21 protein-coding genes are annotated in these 21,924 nt (G+C 68.5%); 6 read left to right on the forward strand and 15 right to left on the reverse strand.

The window, feature by feature from the left end; all coding sequences use genetic code 11:
• Window position 1: 1 nt before the first annotated feature.
• A complete protein-coding gene (locus tag IG75_RS0112020; RefSeq protein ID WP_030521310.1) occupies window positions 2–406 on the forward strand; it encodes a pyridoxamine 5'-phosphate oxidase family protein in 405 nt (134 codons plus the stop codon).
• A 12-nt stretch (window positions 407–418) separates the two neighbouring features.
• On the opposite strand, the gene IG75_RS0112025 is transcribed toward IG75_RS0112020, so the two are convergent.
• Window positions 419–1,558: a M24 family metallopeptidase gene (locus IG75_RS0112025; protein WP_030521311.1), complete on the reverse strand. Its 1,140-nt coding sequence runs from the start codon at window positions 1,556–1,558 to the stop codon at window positions 419–421.
• A gap of 71 nt (window positions 1,559–1,629) precedes the next feature.
• Here IG75_RS0112025 and IG75_RS0112030 point away from each other — a divergent pair, with 71 nt between their 5' ends.
• Complete coding sequence (locus IG75_RS0112030; RefSeq protein ID WP_030521312.1) at window positions 1,630–2,598, forward strand: 5'-3' exonuclease; 969 nt, start codon at window positions 1,630–1,632, stop codon at window positions 2,596–2,598.
• A gap of 63 nt (window positions 2,599–2,661) precedes the next feature.
• On the opposite strand, the gene IG75_RS0112035 is transcribed toward IG75_RS0112030, so the two are convergent.
• The 12 genes from IG75_RS0112035 to dop form a co-directional block, all read right to left on the reverse strand.
• A complete protein-coding gene (locus IG75_RS0112035; protein ID WP_030521313.1) occupies window positions 2,662–3,426 on the reverse strand; it encodes a DUF4333 domain-containing protein in 765 nt (254 codons plus the stop codon).
• A 153-nt stretch (window positions 3,427–3,579) separates the two neighbouring features.
• A complete protein-coding gene (locus tag IG75_RS0112040) occupies window positions 3,580–6,279 on the reverse strand; it encodes a DEAD/DEAH box helicase (protein ID WP_030521314.1) in 2,700 nt (899 codons plus the stop codon).
• Window positions 6,280–6,348: 69 nt separating this feature from the next.
• Window positions 6,349–7,317 carry a twin-arginine translocase subunit TatC gene (gene tatC, locus IG75_RS0112045; RefSeq protein ID WP_030521315.1) on the reverse strand — a complete coding sequence of 323 codons (969 nt, stop codon included), beginning with the start codon at window positions 7,315–7,317 and terminating at the stop codon, window positions 6,349–6,351.
• 166 nt (window positions 7,318–7,483) lie between these two features.
• Window positions 7,484–7,738 carry a Sec-independent protein translocase subunit TatA gene (gene tatA, locus IG75_RS0112050; RefSeq protein ID WP_030521316.1) on the reverse strand — a complete coding sequence of 85 codons (255 nt, stop codon included), beginning with the start codon at window positions 7,736–7,738 and terminating at the stop codon, window positions 7,484–7,486.
• 157 nt (window positions 7,739–7,895) lie between these two features.
• Complete coding sequence (locus tag IG75_RS0112055; RefSeq protein WP_030521317.1) at window positions 7,896–8,879, reverse strand: helix-turn-helix transcriptional regulator; 984 nt, start codon at window positions 8,877–8,879, stop codon at window positions 7,896–7,898.
• Window positions 8,876–9,871 (reverse strand): helix-turn-helix transcriptional regulator, encoded by a 996-nt coding sequence (locus IG75_RS0112060; protein ID WP_030521318.1) that lies wholly within the window; start codon window positions 9,869–9,871, stop codon window positions 8,876–8,878. The genes IG75_RS0112055 and IG75_RS0112060 overlap by 4 nt, the downstream gene beginning before the upstream one ends.
• 308 nt (window positions 9,872–10,179) lie before the next feature.
• On the reverse strand, window positions 10,180–10,857 hold the full coding sequence (locus tag IG75_RS37335; RefSeq protein ID WP_156058870.1) for a hypothetical protein: 678 nt from the start codon (window positions 10,855–10,857) through the stop codon (window positions 10,180–10,182).
• 102 nt (window positions 10,858–10,959) lie between these two features.
• Window positions 10,960–12,318, reverse strand: a complete 1,359-nt coding sequence (pafA, locus tag IG75_RS0112070; RefSeq protein ID WP_030521320.1) for a Pup--protein ligase — start codon at window positions 12,316–12,318, stop codon at window positions 10,960–10,962.
• A gap of 379 nt (window positions 12,319–12,697) precedes the next feature.
• Window positions 12,698–13,450 carry a proteasome subunit alpha gene (gene prcA / locus IG75_RS0112075; protein WP_030521321.1) on the reverse strand — a complete coding sequence of 251 codons (753 nt, stop codon included), beginning with the start codon at window positions 13,448–13,450 and terminating at the stop codon, window positions 12,698–12,700.
• Window positions 13,447–14,319 carry a proteasome subunit beta gene (gene prcB, locus IG75_RS0112080; protein WP_030521322.1) on the reverse strand — a complete coding sequence of 291 codons (873 nt, stop codon included), beginning with the start codon at window positions 14,317–14,319 and terminating at the stop codon, window positions 13,447–13,449. Before prcB ends, prcA begins: the two co-directional genes overlap by 4 nt.
• Window positions 14,316–14,510, reverse strand: coding sequence for a ubiquitin-like protein Pup (locus IG75_RS0112085; protein ID WP_030521323.1), 195 nt, complete (start codon window positions 14,508–14,510; stop codon window positions 14,316–14,318). Before IG75_RS0112085 ends, prcB begins: the two co-directional genes overlap by 4 nt.
• 165 nt (window positions 14,511–14,675) lie before the next feature.
• Window positions 14,676–16,175: a depupylase/deamidase Dop gene (dop, locus tag IG75_RS0112090; RefSeq protein ID WP_030521324.1), complete on the reverse strand. Its 1,500-nt coding sequence runs from the start codon at window positions 16,173–16,175 to the stop codon at window positions 14,676–14,678.
• A 92-nt stretch (window positions 16,176–16,267) separates the two neighbouring features.
• Between dop and IG75_RS0112095 the strand changes: the two genes are divergently transcribed.
• The 4 genes from IG75_RS0112095 (at window position 16,268) to IG75_RS0112110 (ending at window position 20,525) form a co-directional block, all read left to right on the forward strand.
• Window positions 16,268–17,455 (forward strand): DUF418 domain-containing protein, encoded by a 1,188-nt coding sequence (locus tag IG75_RS0112095; protein WP_030521325.1) that lies wholly within the window; start codon window positions 16,268–16,270, stop codon window positions 17,453–17,455.
• A gap of 156 nt (window positions 17,456–17,611) precedes the next feature.
• Window positions 17,612–18,955, forward strand: a complete 1,344-nt coding sequence (locus IG75_RS0112100; protein ID WP_081876831.1) for a YhgE/Pip domain-containing protein — start codon at window positions 17,612–17,614, stop codon at window positions 18,953–18,955.
• 88 nt (window positions 18,956–19,043) lie between these two features.
• On the forward strand, window positions 19,044–19,964 hold the full coding sequence (locus IG75_RS0112105) for a helix-turn-helix domain-containing protein (protein WP_030521327.1): 921 nt from the start codon (window positions 19,044–19,046) through the stop codon (window positions 19,962–19,964).
• Window positions 19,965–20,525: a dihydrofolate reductase family protein gene (locus tag IG75_RS0112110; RefSeq protein WP_030521328.1), complete on the forward strand. Its 561-nt coding sequence runs from the start codon at window positions 19,965–19,967 to the stop codon at window positions 20,523–20,525. It begins immediately after the preceding gene.
• A gap of 113 nt (window positions 20,526–20,638) precedes the next feature.
• On the opposite strand, the gene IG75_RS0112115 is transcribed toward IG75_RS0112110, so the two are convergent.
• Window positions 20,639–21,316: a TIGR00266 family protein gene (locus tag IG75_RS0112115; RefSeq protein WP_030521329.1), complete on the reverse strand. Its 678-nt coding sequence runs from the start codon at window positions 21,314–21,316 to the stop codon at window positions 20,639–20,641.
• Window positions 21,317–21,551: 235 nt separating this feature from the next.
• Window positions 21,552–21,917 (reverse strand): arsenate reductase family protein, encoded by a 366-nt coding sequence (locus IG75_RS0112120; protein ID WP_030521330.1) that lies wholly within the window; start codon window positions 21,915–21,917, stop codon window positions 21,552–21,554.
• Window positions 21,918–21,924: the final 7 nt, after the last annotated feature.

A 21,924-nucleotide genomic window follows, 5' to 3' on the forward strand; every position in this document is an offset into this window, starting at 1 on the left:
CATGACGCTGCGTACTGCCGAATTGTCCCCGGCGGCCGTCGAGTTCCTCACCGAACGGCACCTGGCGACCCTCACGACTATGCGGGCCGACGGCACCCCGCACATGGTGCCGGTGGGGTTCACCTGGGATCCCGACGCCGGGCTGGCCCGGATCATCACCGACGGCGCTTCGGTGAAAGCCCGTAATGTGCGGCGGTCGGGTTACGCCGCCGTCGGCCAGGTGGACGGTGCGCGCTGGCTGACCCTGGAGGGTCCGGCGGTCGTCCTCGACGATCCGGCCGCCGTCCGGGAAGCCGAACGGCGCTATGCCGAGCGCTACCGGGTGCCGCGGGAGAACCCGACCCGGGTGGTGCTGGCCATCGAGGTCCAGCGGGTGCTGTGCGGGGTCCGGTTGCGCGAGGCCTGAACGCCGGGCCGGCTAGCTGTCGGCCGGCAGGACGGTCAGCCCGTGCGGGCGCTCGTTCATCGCCACACAGCCGTCCTCGGTGACGACCACGATGTCCTCGATCCGGGCACCCCATTCGCCCGGGAAGTAGATCCCGGGTTCGATACTGAACGCCATACCCGGCCGCAGTTCCAGGTCGTTGCCCGCGACGATATAGGGCTCCTCGTGCACCGACAGGCCGATCCCGTGCCCGGTCCGGTGAACGAACGCGGGCCCGAACCCGGCGGCTTCCAGCGGTTCGCGGGCGGCGGCGTCCACGGCTTCGGCGCGGGCACCGGGACGCACGGCGGCCACCGCGGCGGCCTGGGCACGTTCCAGTTCGGCGCAGCGCGCGGCGATCTCCGGACCGGGTTCGCCCAGCACATAGGTCCGGGTTGAATCCGAGTAGTAACCGGGCTCCACCGGACCGCCGATATCGATCACCACCACGTCACCGGCCTCGATCCGGCGCTCCGATACCTCGTGGTGCGGGTTGGCGCCGTTGGGCCCGCTGCCCACGATCACGAACGCGGCCTCGGTATGGCCCTCGGCCACGATGGCGGCGGTGATATCCCTACCGACCTCGGCTTCGGTCCGCCCGACCCGCAGGAACTCCCCCATCCGGGCGTGCACCCGGTCGATGGCCGCGCCCGCCCGGCGCAGCGCCGCGATCTCGGCGTCGTCCTTGATCATGCGCAATTCGCGCAGGACCGGGGTCGCCGAGACCGGGAGCCCGCTGAAACTGTGCGCCAGCGGCAGTAGATGCAGTGCGGGCATGGAATCGGCCACCGCGACGCGGGAGCCGATGTGCAGCGCCGACCGGACCAGCTGATACGGATCCACCCCGTCCACCCAGTCCAGGACCCGCAGGCCGAGTTCGTCGACCGCGGACTCCTGCAGGGCCGACACCTCCAGCTTCGGGATCACCACCGAGGGGGTGGCCTTGTCGGAGGTGATCACCAGACAGGTCAGCCGTTCGAACGACTGGGCCGCCGATCCGATGAGGTACCGCAGGTCCGGGCCGGGGGTGATGAGCAGGGCGTCGAGATGGGCGTCGCGGATCAACTGGACCGCCCGCTCCAATCGCTGCCCGTAGACCTCCGCCGCGAACCGTGACTCCGTGTGCGCGCTCATGACCTCGAACCTACCTCGCACCCGGGGGGCGGCACATCGGATACGTCGGTGGGTCCTTGTAGATTCACCGGGTGACTACGACCGAATCCACGCCGCGTCCCCTGCTGCTGCTGGACGGCGCGAGTCTGTGGTTCCGGGCCTTCTACGCGATCCCGGACAAGCTCACCGCGTCCGACGGCCGGTCGGTGAACGCCCTGCGCGGGTTCACCGATATGGTCGCCTCCCTCGTCACCAGGCATCGCCCCGCCCGGCTCGTGGTGTGCCTGGACCTGGACTGGCGGCCGAAGTTCAGAGTGGATCTGGTACCCACCTACAAGGCCCATCGTCTCGACACCTCCGCCACGGCCGCACCGGGCGCCGAGGAAGTACCGGACCGGCTGACTCCGCAGGTCGACATGATCCTCGAGGTGCTGGCCGCCGCCGGTATCGCCACGGGCGGTGCGGAGGGCCTGGAAGCCGACGATGTACTGGGCACGCTGGCCTCCACCGAGCTCACCGACCCGGTGATCGTGGTCAGCGGCGACCGGGATCTGCTGCAGCTGGTCCGCGATACCCCCGAACCGCCGGTGCGGGTGCTGTACGCGGGCCGCGGCCTGGCCAAGGCCGAGTTGTTCGGGCCGGTGGAGGTCGCGGCGAAATACGGCGTCCCGGAGCAGAACGCGGGCCCGGCCTACGCGGATATGGCGACGCTGCGCGGGGATTCGTCGGACGGGCTCCCGGGCGCCGCGGGGATCGGCGAGAAGACCGCCGCCACCCTGATCAGCAGGTTCGGTTCCCTCGAGGCGCTACGGGCGGCGGTCGATGATCCCGCGGCCGACCTGGCCCAGGGCGTCCGGACCAAATTACGCACGGCCGCCGACTATCTCGACGCGGCGGCGCCGGTGGTGCGGGTGGTGCGCGACGCCGATGTGATCCTGTCCCGGCCCGACACTCTGCATCCGATCCCGGCCGATACCGACGCGCTGCGGGAGCTCGCCCGCGCCTACAACGCGGAGAGTCCGGTCGAGCGGTTGATCACCGCGCTGGCGAACTGCTCCTGACCGGCCCGGGACAGCGAAAACCCGCCGGAGGGCAGCGTCCGGCGGGTTCGTTCGGCGAGAAGATCAGCTCGGGCGGCCGACTTCGTAGGTGCCGTCGTCCTTGGTGATCTTGATGTTGACCTTCTTGGCCTCGCCACCGACCTTCAGATCACAGGTGAACGTGGCGTCCACCGCGACCTCCTGGCCCGCGGGGCACTGAACATCCTTGACGTCGTCGATACCGTAGGAATCCGCGAGGACCTGCGCCACGCCCGTCTGCACGGCGGCCTGGTCCAGCTGGTCCTTGGCGGTGAGGGTCAGAATGCCCACGACCGCGCCGACCACGAGCACCACCACCAGCACGGCCACGCCGATGATGACGCCGGTTTTCTTACCACCGCCCGACGGCTGCTGCTGACCGGCCCACTGCTGCTGATTCGGCTGACCCCACTGCTGCTGCGGCTGCTGCCCCCACTGCTGCTGATTCGGATCGCTCCACTGTGGCTGCTGCTGATTCGGATCGCCCCACTGCTGCTGGGGCTGCTGGCCCCACTGCTGCTGATTGGGGTCGTTCCACTGCTGCGGCTGGGGCTGCTGCGGTTGCGGCTGCGGCTGGCTCCACTGCTGCTGCGGGGGCGGGGCGGGCTGCCACTGCTGACCACCCTGATCGCTGCCCCACTGCTGGGTGGGCTGCGCCTGCTGCGGGTCGGGCACCGGAGGCTGCGCGGGCGGCTGGTTCCCCCACTGCGGCGCCGCGCCGGGCGGCTGCTGCCCACCCCAGACCTGGGTGGGATCGTTACGTCCCTCCCCGGTGCCCGGGGCGTCGTTCGGTCCGTACGGCCCGCTCATCTGGTTGCCTCCACTCGCATTGTCCAACACACGGTAGCCCCCCGCGTGCGGTTGAAATCAAATCACAATCGATGGTCTCACGCTGTGCCTACCGAGGCATGAGCGAGGACCCTGCGTGGTTACGCTCCGCTACCGCCTCCGGGCCTGACTCTCTCATGCCGCGTCCACCGCGACGACACCACGCCGGATCGCCCGGACGGCCTTGGCCGCGGTGGCCGCGACCTCGGTATCGTCTGCGGTGGTGTGGATCTGGTCGAGCAGATCGATCACCTGCCGGCACCAGCGCACGAAATCCCCCGCCGACAGCGGTGTGCCCTGATCGCCGCTGGCCAGCAGCGAATCCGCCAGTGCGTCCCCGCGCGCCCATTTGTAGATACCGCCGACGAACCCGAGATCCGGTTCGCGACTGGGGGCCAGCCGGTGCTCGGACTCGTCGTTGCGCAACCGTGACCACTCGGCGATGGTGTCGGCGACCGCGCGGCGGATCGGCGCGGTCGGTCCGGTGGCGCCGAGATACCCGCCCTCCGAACGCGATTCGTACACCAGAATCGACACCACGGCCGCCAGTTCGGCCGGGCCCAGTCCGCGCCACAGCCCCTGCCGCAGACATTCGGCCACGAGCAGATCGCTCTCCGCGTAGATACGGGCCAGCCGCCGCCCGTCCGCGGTGACCTCCCCCTGGTGCACGAAACCGCGTTCCTCCAGCAGCCCGACGATCCGGTCGAAGGTGCGGGCCAGCGAATTGGTGGTCGTCGCGACCTTCTGCCGCATCGACTCGGTCTCCCGCGCCACCCGGTTGTAGCGCTCCCCGACCCGGGCCAGCTGCTCCCGATCAGGCCGGGTGTGGGCGGCATGGGCCCGCAGCGCCCGGCGCAGGGCGCCCAGTTCGGGATCGTCGGCACCCGCGGCCCGTTTGTCCCGGCGGGGGCGGTGCGGCGCGATGATCCCGGTGCTGCGCAGCGCCGAGGCGAGATCGCGGCGGGTCCGCGCGGTGCGATGGTCCACCCGGCGCGGTAAACGCATCCGGCCCAGCGGCTGGGCCGGCACCGGGAAATCGGCGACCGAGACCCGGCCCGCCCATTTGTCCTCGGTGAGCACCAGCGGGCGCGGATCACCGGGGGTGGCGTCGGGTTCCAGGATCACGGCCAGGCCCGCCCGGCGCCCGGCGCCGATGGCGACCACATCGCCGCGGCGTAGTTCGGTCAGGGCGGCGACACCGGCAGTGCGCCGGTCGGTGCGGGTCTGCTGGTTGAGTTGTCGTTCGCGCTGTTTGATCCGTTCCCGCAGCCCGAAGTACTCCAGGAAGTCCCCGTCCTCGCCGCCGAGCTGGACGGCGAGTTTACGCAATTGGCTCTCGTTGCGTTCGATACCGCGGACCAGACCGACCACCGACCGGTCGGCCTGGAACTGGGCGAAGGAACGCTCCAGCAGCAGCCGCGCCTCCTCGGCGCCGAGCCGGTCGATCAGGTTGATCGACATGTTGTAGCCGGGTTTGAAGGAACTGCGCAGCGGATAGGTGCGGGTGGAGGCCAGACCGGCGACCGCGCTGGTATCGACCTCGGGCTGCCACAGCACGACCGCGTGGCCCTCCACGTCGATACCGCGCCGGCCCGCCCGCCCGGTGAGCTGGGTGTACTCCCCCGGGGTCAGTTCGGCGTGGGTCTCGCCGTTGAACTTGACCAGACGCTCGAGCACCACCGTGCGCGCGGGCATATTGATCCCCAGCGCCAGCGTCTCGGTCGCGAATACCGCCCGGACCAGCCCTTTGACGAACAATTCCTCGACGGTGTGCCGGAACGCGGGCAGCATTCCGGCGTGATGGGCGGCCAGGCCGCGGTGCAGCGCCTCCCGCCACTCCCAGTAGCCGAGCACCTCGAGGTCGGCGCGCGGCAGTTCGCCGGTGTGTTTGTCGATGATCGCGTCGACGACCTCCGGATCGGCCGCGCCGCCCAGATCCAGCCCGGAGCGCAGGCACTGGGCCAGCGCGCCGTCACAGCCGGCCCGGCTGAAGATGAAGGTGATCGCGGGGAGCAGGCCCTCTTCGTCGAGCCGGGCCAGGACTTCGGGCCGGGGCAGCGGCCGGAAGAACCGCCGCGGCCCGCCCCGCCCGCGCGGACCACCCCAGCCTTCCATCCGGTCGGCGCTCTCCCGCTGTTTGATGTAGCGGACCAGATCCGAATCGACCAGCACCCGCTGGTCGGAGGATTCGCTGTCGAACAGGTCGAACATGCGGCGCCCGACCATCACGTGCTGCCACAGCGGCACCGGGCGGGTCTCGTCCACCACCACCGCGGTATTACCGCGCACGGTTTCCATCCAGGCGCCGAACTCCTCGGCATTGGACACCGTGGCCGACAGGCTCACCAGCCGCACTTCCGGCGGCAGGTGCAGGATCACCTCCTCCCAGACCGCGCCGCGGAACCGGTCGGCCAGGTAGTGCACCTCGTCCATCACCACATGGGACAGGGAGCGCAAGGCGTCGGACGAGGCGTAGATCATGTTCCGCAGCACCTCGGTGGTCATCACCACCACCGGGGCATCGGCATTGATCGACTGATCGCCGGTGAGCAGACCCACCTGACCCCGGCCGTACCGCTCGGTGAGATCGGCGAACTTCTGGTTCGAGAGCGCCTTGATGGGCGTGGTGTAGAAACATTTCCCGCCCGACGCCAACGCCAGATGCACCGCGAATTCGCCGACGACGGTCTTCCCGGCGCCGGTGGGCGCGCAGACGAGTACCCCATGCCCCTGCTCGAGGGCGGTACAGGCCTGGCGCTGGAAGGGGTCCAGCTCGAATGTCAGCTGGGCGGCGAACCGGGACAGTTCGGCGGTCAGCGACGCGTTCGGTGTCACGGCTCCGAGACTAATCGAGGAATCCGACACCGGTCGCGCCGATAATTTCCGGGGACGGGCCCGCAGCGGTCAGAGTGTGTCCGAATAGTCCGTGGTCGGGCGACCGGTCCGCTCCGGGGCGGGCACCGTATCGGCCGACGGAATGGGTGTGGCCGGATCGACCGAGGTCGGCGCCTCGATACGCGAGGCATCCTCATCGTCGAGGGCGCCCAGCTGCTGCGCCTCGATCCGGGCCCGGCGCCGGTCGTTGAACCGGGCGAACTGCACCGCGAACTCGAACAGCACGGTCAGCGCGAGTGCCAGCGCCAGCATGGAGAACGGGTCCTGCGGGGTGACGATCGCCGCGAACACGAACAGACCGAAGATGATGCCGCGCCGCCAGGCCTTCAGCTTCTCGTACGGCAGCACCCCGATCAGGTTGAGACCGACGATCAGCAGCGGAGTCTCGAAACTGACGCCGAAGATGATCAGCAGCTGAATGATGAAGCTGAAGTACTGGGACCCGCTGAGCGCGGTGATCTGCACATTGTCGCCGATACTGAGCAGGAAACTCAGCGCGTGCGAGATGACCCAGTAGGCCAGCACCGCGCCGCCGACGAACAGGAACGAGCCGGTCACCACGAAACCGACCGCGTACCTGCGTTCCTTCGGATACAGACCCGGCGTGATGAACGCCCATGCCTGATACAGCCAGACCGGGCAGGCCAGCACCACACCGGCGGTCAGGCCGACCTTCAACCGGAGCATGAACTGCTCGAACGGTGCGGTGGCCAGCAGGCGGCACTCACCGCCGGGAGTCAGCGAGGCACGCGCCGAATCGGGTAGCGAACAGTAGGGGCCGCGCAGAATCTCGCCGAGGCTCTCCAGGCCGAAGAACGAATGCGCGTACCACAGGAAACCCACGATCGTGGTGACCAGCACGGCCGCCAGCGAGATCAACAGCCGGGTGCGCAACTCCCGCAGATGGTCGACCAGGGACATGGTGCCATCGGGATTGGTCCGGCGCTTGCTGTGCCGGGGGTCGAACGGAATTCGCATGGTGTGTGGATGCCCTCGTATCAGCGTGCCTCGCTCCGCTCGGCCTGCGGCGCTGCCCGGTGCCCCGGCGATACTCCGCCCGGTGTTCGGTCAGGGCCCGGTCGGCAGCGCCGGGTCGACAGCGTCGTATCGGGGTCCGGGTGCGCCCGGACCCGCGAATACGGGCTCAGAGCGTTTTCGACTCGCTCCGCGTCTCCGTCGCCTGCGGCGCCGCCTCCCGGCCGGCCGGCAGTTCCGGTGCGGGCTGCGTGGTCGCGGTGCCGGCGGGCTTGCCGTCGTTGTGCATCTCGCTCACTTCGCTCTTGAAGATGCGCAACGACCGGCCGAGACTGCGGGCCGCGTCGGGCATCCGCTTCGCGCCGAAGAACACCACGAACAGCGCCGCGATGATCAGCCAGTGCCAGATGCTCAGACTGCCCATTGTGGTTACCTCCCAAGACTGTGGTCTTTCCGATGCTACCTGCCCAGACAGGCGCATCGAACGCAACCTGGGGCAGATGCCCGCACGTCACCCGCCGGTAGACCGCCGTTCACCACCGCATCCGGTGGTTGCGGGCGCGTGGCGGGTCCTCCGGTTGTCAGGCGGGCTCGTCGAGCCCCGCGGCCGCATATGCCGCCAGGGCGGCATCGGAGCGCTCCCGGACCGCCGCCACCAGATCGGGCGGACCCAGCACGGTCACCCCGGATCCGAACCCGAGCGCCAACCGCGCCATCCAGTCCAGTGTGGCGAAACGCATGGTCGCCTCGATACTCCCGTCGGCGTGCACCGCCACCCGGTGCATCGGATACTGGTCCAGCACCCAGCCGTGATCGGCGGCGATCCGCAGCCGCGCCAACGGGACCGCGGGATCGTCCTGGAACAGATCCAGCCCCGCCTCCGTATCGCGCGCCTCCCGCGGCGGGCGGGCCGCTTCGTCGAGTTCGGCCGCCGACTCGATGCGGTCGAACCGGAACAGTCGCACCCCCTCGGCCTCCCGGCACCACGCCTGCAAATAGCTGTTGTCGTCGACGGCGACGATCCGGATGGGATCGACCACCCGGTCCGACACCACATCGCGGCTCGCCGAGTAGTACTCCAGTCGCAGCGCCCGGCGCGCCGCCACCGCGGACCGCACCGTGGTCACCGCCGGCGCCTCGGCGGGCAGGTCGCCCACCGGAACGGCCCCCGCGTCCGCGGCCGGCGCCGCGCCGGAGATCGCCGCCTCGAGCTTGGCGATGGCCGAATGCGCGGCGGTCGGATCCACCATGCCCGGCAGGTCGACGATCGACCGCAGCGCCACCAGCACCGCCGTCGCCTCGATCGAGGTCAGCCGCAACGGCCGCTCGATCCCCGCGGTAAACGTGACCTGCACGCTCTCCTCCGAAAAGGACAGATCGATCAGGTCACCGGGACCGTAGCCGGGCAGCCCGCACATCCAGAGCTGATTCAGATCGGCCATCAACTGCTTGGTCGTGACCCCCAGATCGGCCGCGGCCTCCGCCGCACTGATCCCCGGATTGGCCACGAAATACGGGACCATGTTCAGCAGCCGCGACAGTCGCGCCGACAACCGCGTGCTCACAACGCCACCTCCGTCCGGTCGATCACCGAACGCAACCGCGCCACCACATCGGCCCGCAACTCCGCCGGTTCGAGCACCAGCGCATCGGCGCCCAACCCGGTGATCAACCGGGCCAGCCAATGCTGCGATCGAATCGGCACCTCGAGCACACTGCCCGGCCGTTCACCGACGGTCCGGCTACCCACCACATCGCCGATCCGGCGCAGATCCCGGCCCCGGCCCTGCGCCACCCAGATGGTCGCCGACCCGGTGACCGGCGCACTACCGGTCACCCGGGTCACGATCTCCCGCAGATCCGTCCCCGCCGGCGGATGCACGGCATTACGCGGCCCGTACGCGGTGATCTCCTCCCCGATCCGGGACAACCGGAACGTCCGCACCGCATCCCGGTCACGATCGTGCCCCACCAGATACCAGCGCCCCCGCCACGTCACCACCCCCCAGGGCTCGACATCCCGCATCAGAAACGGCGCGTTACTGGTACCACGATGCTCGAACCGCACCGCCTGCCCGGCATCGATCGCCGCGAGCAACTTCCCCAGCACCGGCTCGGACCCACGGGTCCGCGCCGGCACCGCCGGAATGGCCGCGAACGCGGTATCGGTCTCCACGTGCACACCCCCCGCCCGCAATTTCAGCAGCGCCCCCGCCGCGGCCGCCGCCAACTCCGGCGACTCCCACATCTGCAGAGCCACCGCCACCGCCGCCGACTCCTCACTGGTCAGATCGATATCCGGCAGCTCGTAGGCGTCCCGGTTGATCCGGTAACCCTCCACCGTGGAAAAACGACCGGACGGGCCCACCTCGAGAGGTATGCCCAGATCCCGGAGCTCGTTCTTGTCCCGCTCGAACATCCGGCTGAACGCCTCGTCGCTGGCACAGTCCTCATAGCCCGCGACACTCTCCCGGATACGCTCCGCAGTCAGGAACTGCCGAGTCGACAGCAGCGCGATGACCAGATTCATCAGGCGCTCGACCTTGGATATCGCCACCCGAGCAGGATAATGCAGTGTCTGTTTGCGGCGCCTCCGGCGCCGCGGGTCGAGGCCCTGTGACCCCGATTCTTCCCTCCTCCGCGCAGTCGCTACGCTCCTTCGCTGCGTCGGTCCAGACTCGGGGGCGGGCCCCGAGCACTGAGGCAGACCATCCGGAGCAGACAGAAGGTGCCTGCTGTCGTGCGCCTCGACCGGCCTCGGGAGGCTCACGTCACTGTAAGCGCTCAATGGTCACCGGTCTCTGAACTGTTGACTGCACACGCTCAGACCTCGTCCGCTCCGAGTCCGGCGGGAAAGCGATCGGTTTACTGGTCTGCGGTCGACGAAACCTTCCGGCGATCGGCCAGGTAGTCGCGGACCGCCGGAGAGAAGTCGACCTCGTCCAGTTCGTCGTAAACGACTTCGAACCAGGCCGTGTTCTCGACCCAGAACCGGTAAAGGAACCGCTCGAAATCGTCGGCCACCAAGATCAGCGCGGAGTTCAGGTGTGCGACGGACGGCACAGGTCCGTCGTCACAGTACCGTTCGCCGGCAGCGACAACCTGGTGGGTGCCGTCGGACAAAATGTGCAGGTACCACAGCACACAGTCCTGTGAATCGGCGAGAAACCGGACGAGGCGGTCGCCGTCACCGTACGGACCGGGGATGGTCGAGGCGCTGACATCCCAATAGCAGTCGGTGCACGACGGGATGGCCTGTTGCAGCTCGGGCCGATCGAAGAAGGCGGCGAAAACAGCCGGGACCTGGCCCCGCAGCGCTTTCGGCAGCGAGTCGGCGCCGACACTTGCACGGACCTCGTCCCGTACCAGCCAACCGAACGTTCCGTCGAAAATGCGATCGGGCAAGGCCGGGAGCGCCTCGACCGCGTAGTGATCGTAGGTGCTGTCGCACGGGCGATAGGGGCCGAGATCGGTACCGATCCAACTCATCCGAAGATCCATTGGGCGCACGCTAGTGCCGAGCACCGACACGTGAGAATTCACGCGGCAAATTTCGTACGCGTCCCGGGCGATGGGAAATTCGGCGGATCGACGGCAGACGACCCCCGGCGCCGACCGGCCTGGGGTCGGCGCCGGGGACGCGGCCTACATCGAAGCGATGAGGCGATCCACTCGCTCGTCCACCGAGCGGAACGGGTCCTTGCACAGCACGGTGCGCTGGGCCTGGTCGTTCAACTTCAGGTGGACCCAGTCGACCGTGAAGTCCCGGCCGGCCGCCTGGGCGGCGGTGATGAAATCACCGCGCAGTTTCGCCCGGGTGGTCTGCGGTGGGGTGTCGACGGCGGTGTCGACCGCGTCGTCCTCGGTGATCCGCTTGGCCAGACCCTTACGCTGCAGCAGGTCGAAGACGCCGCGGCCGCGTTTGATGTCGTGGTAGGCCAGGTCCAGCTGGGCGATCTTGGGATCGGACAGCTCCATGCTGTACCGGTCCTGGTAGCGCTGGAACAGTTTGCGCTTGATCACCCAGTCGATCTCGGTGTCGACCTTGGCGAAATCCTGCGACTCCACCGCGTCCAGGGTGCGGCCCCACAGATCGACCACCTGATCGACCTGCGGGTCACGGTCCCGATTGCGCAGATGCTCCACGGCGCGGGCGTAGTACTCGCGCTGGATGTCCAGGGCGCTGGCCTGCCGGCCACCCGCCAACCGCACCGGACGGCGGCCGGTGAGGTCGTGGCTGACCTCGCGGATCGCCCGGATGGGATTGTCCAGCGCGAAATCGCGGAACGACACTCCGGCCTCGATCATCTCCAGCACCAGGGCGGCGGTGCCGACCTTGAGCATGGTGGTGGTCTCGGCCATATTGGAATCGCCCACGATCACGTGCAGGCGCCGATACTTCTCGGCGTCGGCATGCGGCTCGTCCCGGGTGTTGATGATCGGACGCGAGCGGGTGGTCGCCGAGGAGACGCCCTCCCAGATGTGCTCGGCCCGCTGCGACAGGCAGAAGGTGGCCGCCTTCGGCGTCTGCAGCACCTTGCCGGCCCCGCAGATCAACTGCCGGGTCACCAGGAACGGCAGCAGCACGTCGGAGATGCGGGAGAACTCGCCGGCCCGCACGACCAGGAAGTTCTCGTGGCAGCCGTAGGAGTTGCCCGCCGAATCGGTGTTGTTCTTGAACAGGTAGATGTCCCCGCCGATACCCTCCTCCGCGAGGCGCTGCTCGGCGTCGATGAGCAGCTCCTCCAGTACTCGCTCCCCGGCCCGGTCATGGGTGACCAGCTGGACCAGGCTGTCGCATTCGGCGGTGGCGTACTCCGGATGCGAACCGACGTCGAGGTAGAGCCGGGCGCCGTTTCGCAGGAACACATTGGAGCTGCGCCCCCAGGAAACCACCCGGCGGAACAGATACCGGGCCACCTCGTCGGGGCTGAGCCGGCGGTGTCCGTGAAAGGTGCACGTCACACCGAATTCGGTCTCGATCCCCATAATTCGTCGCTGCACACTATCGAGGTTACAGCGCGGAGAGATTCCTGCGGGTCAGTGCGGAAAACCCGATGTATACGGCTTGGCAACGATTAGGTCGGCGATCGTTCTGCGCCCATTTGCCCCGCCTCCGCGAGGTGGGTCAGGGGCCGCTCCGAATATGGATTCCGATCATCCCGAGAAGACCCAAGGTGCGCGCACACGTGCGCCTTGACCGACCGGGGGAGGCTCACAGCACTGTAAGTGCTCAATGGTCGCCAATCCATGGACGGCCAACCGCACGTCGTGGACGGCCAACCGCACGTCGCACGTCGCATATCACATCTCACGTGAACGGGTCGCGCACCGTTGTCGGTGCGCGACCCGTGAATACCCGTCCGGCGCGGAGCCGGCCTGTTCAGTCCGGCTTGCCGCCGGTTTCCGGCTCCGCCGGGCCGGCCTCACCCGCCGAGCCCAGCAGCTCTTCGAGGGAGGCGCGGCCGATCCGGCGGAACGCCCGCCGCGGCCGCGCCTGCTCCAGGGTGGCGACCTCCAGCGAGCCGACCCCGAGGGTCCGCTTGTCCTTGTCCGCGCCTTCGCTGGACTGCAGCGCTTCCACCGCGACCCGGATCGCCCCGGCCAGGTCCAGCCCCCGCCGGTAGGACTCTTTCAGCGCGCTGACGATGGGTTCGGTGGTACCGCCCATCACCACGTATTCACGCTCGTCGACGATCGACCCGTCGAAGGTGATCCGGTAGAGGACCGATTCGGGCTCCTGGTCCGAATAGCTCACCTCGGCGACGCAGATTTCCACCTCGTAGGGTTTGAGCTGATCGGTGAAGATCGAGCCCAGCGTCTGGGCGTAGGCGTTGGCCAGCGCCCGGCCGGTGACATCGCGGCGGTCGTACTGGTAGCCGCGCAGATCGGCCTGCAGGATGCCGCCCCGGCGCAGGTTCTCGAATTCGTTGTATTTGCCGACGGCGGCGAAACCGGTCCGGTCGTAGAGTTCGCTGACCTTGTGCAGGGTCGCCGACGGATTCTCCGCCACGAACACCACACCCTGGTCGTAGGCGAGCACCACGACACTGCGCCCCCGGGCGATACCTTTGCGCGCGAGCTCGGTCTTGTCGCGCATGATCTGCTCGGCGGACGCATACAGCGGCAGGGTCATGCCCGGGCGCTCCCTTCCTCTGCGGCCTGGCGGTCGGCGGCGATACCGCGCGCGATCTCCTCGAGCCGGGATTCGGCCACCTCGACGGCGCCCTCGTCATCGATCAGGATCGCGGTCGGGTAGATCCCGCGCAGCAGATCCGGCCCGCCGGTGGCGGTATCGTCGTCGGACGCGTCCACCAGGGCCTCGACCGCGATCCGCAGGGCGCGGTCGGCACCGATCCCCTTGGAATACAGCTTCTTCAGCGAGGTCCGCGCGAACATGGAGCCGGAGCCGACAGCGGTGAATCCGAACCGCTCCTCGCTGCGCCCGCCCACCACGTCGTAGGAGACGATGCGCCCGGCCCGGTCCGGATCGGTGGCCTGCTGGTCGTAGCCGACCAGCAGCGGCACCACCGCCAGGCCCTGCATGGCGGCCGGCAGGTTGTCGCGCACCATCTTCGACAGTTTGTTGGCCTTGCCGTCGAAGGTGAGGGAAACGCCTTCGATCTTCTCGTAGTGCTCGAGTTCCACCGCGAACAGGCGGACCAGTTCGATGGCCATGCCCACGGTCCCGGCGATACCGGTCGCCGAGTAGGTATCGGTGATATGGACCTTCTCCACATCGCGACCCGCCAGCAGATTGCCCTGGGTGGAGCGCCGGTCACCGGCGATCAGGACACCGCCGCGATAGGACACCGCGACCACGGTGGTGCCGTGCGGTGCGATATCCCCCGCGGCACCGCCGCCGGGGTTTCCGGCGGCGGTGGGCTGGCTCAGGGCGGCGAATCCGCTACCCGGCAGGAGATCCGGGGCGTGTTGCCGCAGATGTTCGGAAAAGGACGAGAGGGCGTACCCCAGTTGGAGACGCAAGGGGTCACCTGCGGTCACTGGCCACCTTTCTGCACGTAGGCACGAACGAAGTCTTCGGCGTTCTCTTCGAGCACATCGTCGATCTCGTCGAGCAGGTCGTCGGTGTCCTCCGCCAGCTTCTCGCGCCGCTCCTGACCCGCGGCGTCTACGCCGTCGACGCCTTCGTCATCGTCGCCGCCCCCGGCGCGTTTGGTCTGCTCTTGTGCCATCGCAGCCGACCTCCTCTGTTTCCACCGACCGGCCGCGCTCGCGTACCGGACGAATCGTGAGCACCCCTGTGCTCGTTCTTCAACACTACCCAGCCGGGACGACACGTAGTCGGATTACGTCCCACCCCGGTGGCCGAGACCTGCGGGGGCCTTTCCGGTGAACACTCAGGTGGTGAGCTGTCGCACCAGGTCAGCGGCAGTATCTACACCGTCGAGAAGTTTTCCGACGTGCGCCTTGGTGCCGCGGCGGGGCTCCAGGGTGGGAATGCGGACCAGCGAATCACCGCCCAGGTCGAAGATCACCGAGTCCCAGCTCGCGGCGGCGATATCGGCGCCGAACCGGCGCAGGCATTCCCCGCGGAAGTAGGCCCGGGTATCGGTGGGCGGTTTGGTCATGGCGTCGAGCACCTGCTGTTCGGTGACGAGCCGCTTCATGGACCCGCGCGCCACCAGCCGGTTGTACAGGCCCTTGTCCAGGCGCACATCCGAGTACTGCAGATCCATCAGATGCAGTTTCGGGGCCGCCCAGCCCAGGCCCTCACGGCTGCGCATCCCTTCGAGCAGGCGCAGCTTGGCCGGCCAGTCCAGCAGGTCGGCGCATTCCATCGGATCGCGTTCCAGCAGATCCAGCACCATCGACCAGTTGTCGAGCACATCGCGCACCCGCTCGTCGTCGTTACCCTGCTCCTCGACGAACTTCGCGACCCGTTCGTGGTAGAGCCGCTGGATCGCCAGCCCGGTGAGTTCCCGGCCGTCGGCCAGGGCGACCGTGGCGCGGAGGGTGGGGTCGTGGCTGATGGTGTGGACCGCGGTGACCGGGCGGGCCAATTGCAGATCGGACAGATCGGCGCCGGATTCGATCAGGTCCAGCACCAGCGCGGTGGTGCCGACCTTCAGATAGGTCGACATCTCGGCCAGATTGGCGTCCCCGATGATGACATGGAGACGGCGATACTTGTCGGCGTCGGCGTGCGGTTCGTCGCGGGTGTTGATGATCCCGCGTTTGAGCGTGGTCTCCAGCCCCACCTCGACCTCGATGTAGTCCGAGCGCTGCGAGAGCTGGTAGCCCGCGTTGTCACCGGACTGCCCGATCCCGACCCGGCCGGACCCGCAGATCACCTGCCGCGAGACGAAGAACGGGGTGAGCCCGAGAATCACCGCGTTGAACGGGGTTTCGCGGCTCATCAGGTAATTCTCGTGGGTGCCGTAGGAGGCGCCCTTACCGTCGACATTGTTCTTGTACAGCTGCATCCGGGGTGCTCCGGGAACGCTGGACGCGTGCCGGGCGGCCGCCTCCATCACCCGTTCGCCGGCCTTGTCCCAGATCACCGCGTCGAGCGGATCGGTGACCTCCGGCGCGGAATATTCCGGATGCGCGTGGTCGACGTAGAGGCGGGCGCCGTTGGTGAGGATCATATTCGCCGCGCCGACCTCGTCGGCATCGATCACCGGCGCCGGACCGTTCATCCGGCTCAGATCGAAACCGCGGGCATCACGCAGGGGCGACTCGACCTCGTAGTCCCATCGGGTGCGCTTGGCGCGCGGCACCCCCTCGGCCGCGGCATAGGCCAGAACCGCCTGGGTAGAGGTGAGGATCGGGTTGGCCGACGGCTCGGTGGGGGTGGAGATCCCGTATTCGACCTCGATACCGATGATGCGCTGCATGGGTTCGAGCGTAGGCGACGGACGGCGAATCATCCGTCGAGTGGTACTCCCGGCCGATGCCGTGGCGTAGCCCGCGACCACATGCTCTGACCATGACCCGCACCGTCGCCGACCCTCTCTCCCCCGGCCCGAATCCGCCGCGGCCGCCTCGGCTCGCGGCCCTGGATGTACTGCGCGGAATCGCGATCCTGGGCACGCTGGGCACCAATGTCTGGATCCTGACCGACCCCGAGGGCCTGAGCGGATATCTGCACCGGATCTCGATGTCCCCCACCGACGGCTGGATGTGGGCCGAGAAGGTATTGCAACAACTGGCCCAGGGCAAATTCCTGGGTCTGCTCACGGTGATGTTCGGGATCGGCCTGGCCATCCAGCAGACCTCGGCCCGCCGAGCCGGGCGCCCCTGGCCGGGCGGATACCCCTGGCGCGCCGCACTGCTGTTCCTCGACGGCCTGCTCAATTTCCTCCTGATCGCCGAATTCGACGTTCTCATGGGGTACGCCGTGACGGCGGCGATCGTCGCGTTCCTGCTCACGCGCAGCGGGCGGGCACAGGGCCGGTGGCTCTACGCGATGCTCGGCGTGCACCTCACCCTGATCGCGCTCTACGCCGTCTCGCTGGTCCTGGCGGAGCCTGCCGCCCCCGGGAAGCGGGCGCCGCTGTCCCCGAACCCCTACGCCGACGGCTCGTTCTGGGATCTGGTGCTGTTCCGGGCCGAGCACGCACTGGCGTTCCGCGTGGAAACGATCGTCATCCTGCCGCTGTCGATCGTGCTGTTCCTGGTGGGCGCGCGCCTGTTCCATGCCGGTGTGTTCCTGCCCGAAGGAGCGCGCCTGCGGCGCCGGCTCCTGCTCGTGGGTTTCGGCGTGGCCGCGCCGATCGATCTGCTGGCCGGTCTGGCCGGCGGCGGCGACCTGGTGCTGATCACCCGCTATGTGGTGGCACCGGTGGTCTCGCTGGGCATCCTGGCGCTGGTCGCCGAGTTCTACGTGCGCCGCGCGCGCACCGGTTTCGCCGGACGCCGGCTGAGCGAGATCGGCCGGGCCGCGCTGAGCTGCTACATCTTGCAGAATCTGGTGGCGTCGATCCTCTGCTACGGCTGGGGGTTCGGGCTGGCCGCGCGGTTCGCCCCGGAAGCCCGGGTGCCGTTCACCGTCGCCGTCTACGTGACCGTGTGCGCGGTGATCGCACTGTTCGCGCACTGCTGGCTGCGCCGGTTCGAACGCGGTCCGGTGGAGTGGCTGTGGCATTCGAGCTACCGGCTCCTGAATCGGGCATAGCCGCCGTGCTGCGCTGATACGCCTGCCACAGTGAGCAGACACACCCGGTCGCGGTACCGCTCCGCGCCCGGGTAGCTGCCACCATTGACCCGGCCGTAACGGCAGACGACCGGCCCGTGCACCCGGGCCGGGACCGCAGCTTCGACGGAGGACACGATGGGGACCGACAGCACCGGCGACGAACCCGGCGCACACGCCGTACCGAGTGGGGAGGGCGATACCGACACCCGCGCCCGGGTCCGGCGTCGTATCCGTATCTGGGCCGGTCCGATCGTGGTGGTCACGCTGCTGATGGCCCTGCTTTCGACGATGTATCTGGGCTATGTCGTCAACCCGGAGAAGAATCTGCACGATTTCCCGATCGCGCTGGTGAACCAGGACGACGGCGATATCCGCGACGGACAGCAGATAGATATCGGTGACCAGATCACCTCGGCGCTCACCGCGCGCGTCCCGGCGGACAAGGTGGATCTGCGGGTCACCGGCATCGGCGAGGCCCAGCGCCTGCTCGACAACGGCGAGGTCTACGGCGCGATCATCCTGCCCAGTGATCTGTCCAAACGCCTGTCGATACTGGGTGCGGGCAGTGTGGTGCCCGGCGATATCCAGCAGCCGGTGATCACCGTCGTGACCAATCCGCGGACCGGGACATTCGCCACCCAGATCACCCAGATCATCGCCCGCCAGGCGCTGACACAGGTGAACGCCGAGGTCGGCAAACAACTCACGGCAACGGTCGACAGCGAACTGAGCTCCGGCCCCGGCGGCGGCACCCAGCTCTCCGGCGCGTCCCGGCTGATGCTGGCCGAACCGATCGATGTGCTCATCGAGCAATACCGGCCGCTTCCGGACGGGACCGGGCAGGGACTGTCCGCGTTCTTCTACACCCTGCTGATCGTGCTGGCCGGTTTCACCGGCGCCATGATCGTGCACACCATGGTGGATTCGGCGCTGGGTTTCGTTCCCACCGAATACGGCCCGTGGTTCGTGCACCATCCGACCGCCCCGCATTCCCGGGTCCGCACCCTGCTGTTGAAGTGGGGGGTGATGGCCGTGGTGGCACCGATCGCCTCCGGGTTGTTCGTCGGTATCGCCACCCTGCTGGACGTACCGCTCGAACACGGCCTGGCGCTTTTCCTCTTCGGCGCCCTGGCGATCCTCGCGGTCGGGGTGACAGCACTGTCCGTACTCGCGGTGTTCGGGTCGGCGGGTCTGCTGATCAACCTGATCCTGTTCATCGTGCTCGGACTGCCCTCGGCCGGCGCCACCATCCCGCTGGAGGCCACCCCGCACTACATGGCCTGGCTGGCCGCCTTCGAACCGATGCACCAGATCTACCTGGGTATCCGCGCCATCCTGTACTTCGACGCCCACGGCAACCCCGGACTGGCGCGCGGGGTCTGGATGAGCCTGGCCGGGCTGGCCATCGGCCTGGTTCTCGGTCTCGTCTTCACGATCCTCTACGACCGCAAGGGCCTCGAGCGACGCAGCAGCCGCTGAACGCCGGCGCGGGTCCGGCCGGCGCCACCGGCCGGACTGCGCAAGATCGGTCAAGCGCACCGGCCGGCCGACCCGCCAGACTCGACGGGTGAGCAACCGACGGGATCGACTGCGGGAACTGCTGGACGCCGTTCTCGACGAAGACAACACCACGCTCGGGCAGATGGCCGCCGGCGCGTACGCCTCGCGGTACCACTTCGCCCGGCAGTTCAGTCGCGGTACCGGCGAGTCCCCGGTGGGCCTGCGGCGGCGGGTGTTGCTCGAGCGCGCGTGCTGGCAGCTCGGCGGCGGCGCGGCGGTCACCGAGGTGGCCTTCGCCGCGGGCTACGACACGGTGGAGGGGTTCAGCAGGGCGTTCACCCGCGCGTTCGGCCACCCGCCGAGCGCGACCCCGCCGCTGACGGGCCGGACACCGCGCTGGCTGCCCGCGGCGAACGGAATCCACTTCCACCCGCCCATGTCGCTGTGGGTCGAAGGTGAACCGAGAGGACGATCCGATATGGACCCGACCGCGCTGCTGCTGCACCACGACCTCGAGGACACCGCCCTGCTGGTGAAGGCGGCCGCGGGATTGACCGAGGAGCAGTACCGGCGCGCCCGGGGCAGCAGCGGGATTGTGCTGCCCTGGGACGGCCCCGAGGACTCGGTCGCCGCGGTTCTGCACCATCTGATCCGCAGCAAGGAGTGCTGGCTGGCCTCCATCGAGGGAGCCGACACCCCGCCGGCCGGCGATGACGACCTGCCCGCGCTCATGGCCCGTCTCGACGAGGTGGGCCCCCGGTGGCTGGATACGGTCCGCGAAATCGACCGGCGCGGCGGCTGGGGCGACACCCTGATCGATGCCCTGTGCGAGCCGCCGGAGAGTTTCGTCCTCGGCAGCGTGATCGCGCATGTGCTCACCTACTCCGCGTATCGCCGCCAGCTGGTGCGGTACTGGATACGCGGTACATCACCCGATGATGCCGTCGGCTGGGGCGACCCGATCGACTGGCTGCGAAGGAGAGAGTGAATGACCACCCAGGCGACCGGACCGCGGACCGTCTACTACACGGCGAGCAGCCTCGACGGCTTCATCGCCACCCCTGACCACTCCCTGGACTGGCTGCTGTCCCGGGAGGCCGACAACGAGAACGGGCCCATGGGGATGACCGCGTTCATGGCCGGTGTCGGCGCGATCGTCATGGGCGCCAACACCTACCAGTGGCTACTCGACAACGAGAGTGCGCAACCCTGGCCCTACGAGGTCGCGACCTGGGTATGCACCCATCGTGAGTTCGCTCCGCGCACCGACGGCGATGTGCGCTTCACCCAGGACCCGGTCGAACTCGTCCACAAGTCGATGACCGAGGTGGCGGCCGGTAAGAACCTGTGGGTCGTCGGCGGCGGCGAACTCGCGGGACAGTTCGCCGATCGCGGCCTGCTCGACGAGGTGATCGTCTCGATCGCACCGGTGACTCTGGGCGCGGGCGCACCACTGCTGCCACGCCGGCTGGAGCTGCGGGTCGACGAGGTGGCGGGTAACGGGGAATTCGCCTGCGCGCGCTACACGGTGGTCGCACCGAACGGATGATCGGCGAGGTGCGGTCGGCCGGGGCGGACGCGGAGGTACGCACAAAGCGCACGGCCGGAGCGAACGCGGAGGTACGCACAAAGCGCACGGCCGGAGCGAACGCGGAGGTACGCCTACCCGGAGGAAACCGAGGCCGTCCAGGAGGCGAAGGCGCTGGGGTTGCGGGTTTGCAGCAGGACTCGTCCGGGCCCGACGAAATCGAAGACCAGGCCTTCACCCGATTTGAGCGATTGCAGCGAGCGGCCGGACACCGCGCGCCGGATGGTGAACCGGATGGACAGGTCGTAGGCGACCACATGCCCGGTATCGATGGTGACCGGCTCGCCGGGCGCCAGGTCGATGACATCGATGGCCCCGAACACGCCGACCACGACTTCACCCCGGCCCGACGCGCGCAGGCCGAAGCCGCCCTCACCGCCGAACAGGTTGGCGAAACCACCCCATTTGCTCTCCACCTGAACACCGGTCGAATTCGCGATCCAGCCCCCGCGGCTGATGAAATACGGCCGGTCCTGGTCGATGTGCAGGGCGAGCATGTCCCCGGGCAGCGATGGCGCCACATCCACCCAGCCACCCTGCTGCGGCGCGGTGAAGGTGGAGACGAAAAACGATTCGCCCGACAGCATCGACCGCTTCAGACCGGCCAGGATGCCGCCCTCGGCCTTGGCCTCCAGGCTCACTCCCGCCGAATGCGCCACCATGGCACCGGATTCCACGCGGACCGGCTCACCACCCGCGAGGACACACCGGGCAACCGTCGACGACGGGTTGTGCCGCAGTTCAACTTTCATGAGCCGACACTACCGCCACCGAGGGCGGTGACCATACGGTCCCGGTGACAGTCCGTACCGGTACGGTATGCGGGTTTCCCGGGCCGGAGCGGTGGACGATCAACACCGTCTCCCTGTGGAGAACGGCCGACCGGCCCTGATCGCCGGGGACCGGATGCCGAAATGCTCCGGCGCTCTCGGGCGCCGGTCCAGTCCGTCACCCATTCGCGCTACGCCCCGGCAAACCACCGCGGACTCAGCCCAGCGAATCCAGGGCATCCGCATCACGGGCGATGATCGCACGCCCGGCGGTGAACACGAGGGGACGCTGGATGAGCCGCGGATACTCGGCCAGCGCCGCGAGCCAGCGGTCCCGGTCCGCCTCGGTCCGGCCCCATTCGGCCATCCCCAGTTCTTTCGCGATGTCCTCACCGGTGCGGGTGATATCCCACGGTTGCGCGCCGAGCCGGTCGAGCGCCACGCGGAGTTCCGCGACGGTGGGCGGCTCGTCGAGGTACCGGCGGACCGAATACTCGGTTCCGGCGGCGTCCAGATGGGCCACGGCGGCCCGGCTCTTACTGCAGCGCGGATTGTGCCAGATCTCGGTTTCCGGAGTGCTCATGGTGGTG

The organism is Nocardia rhamnosiphila NBRC 108938, assembly GCF_000720425.1.
Lineage (GTDB): Bacteria > Actinomycetota > Actinomycetes > Mycobacteriales > Mycobacteriaceae > Nocardia > Nocardia rhamnosiphila.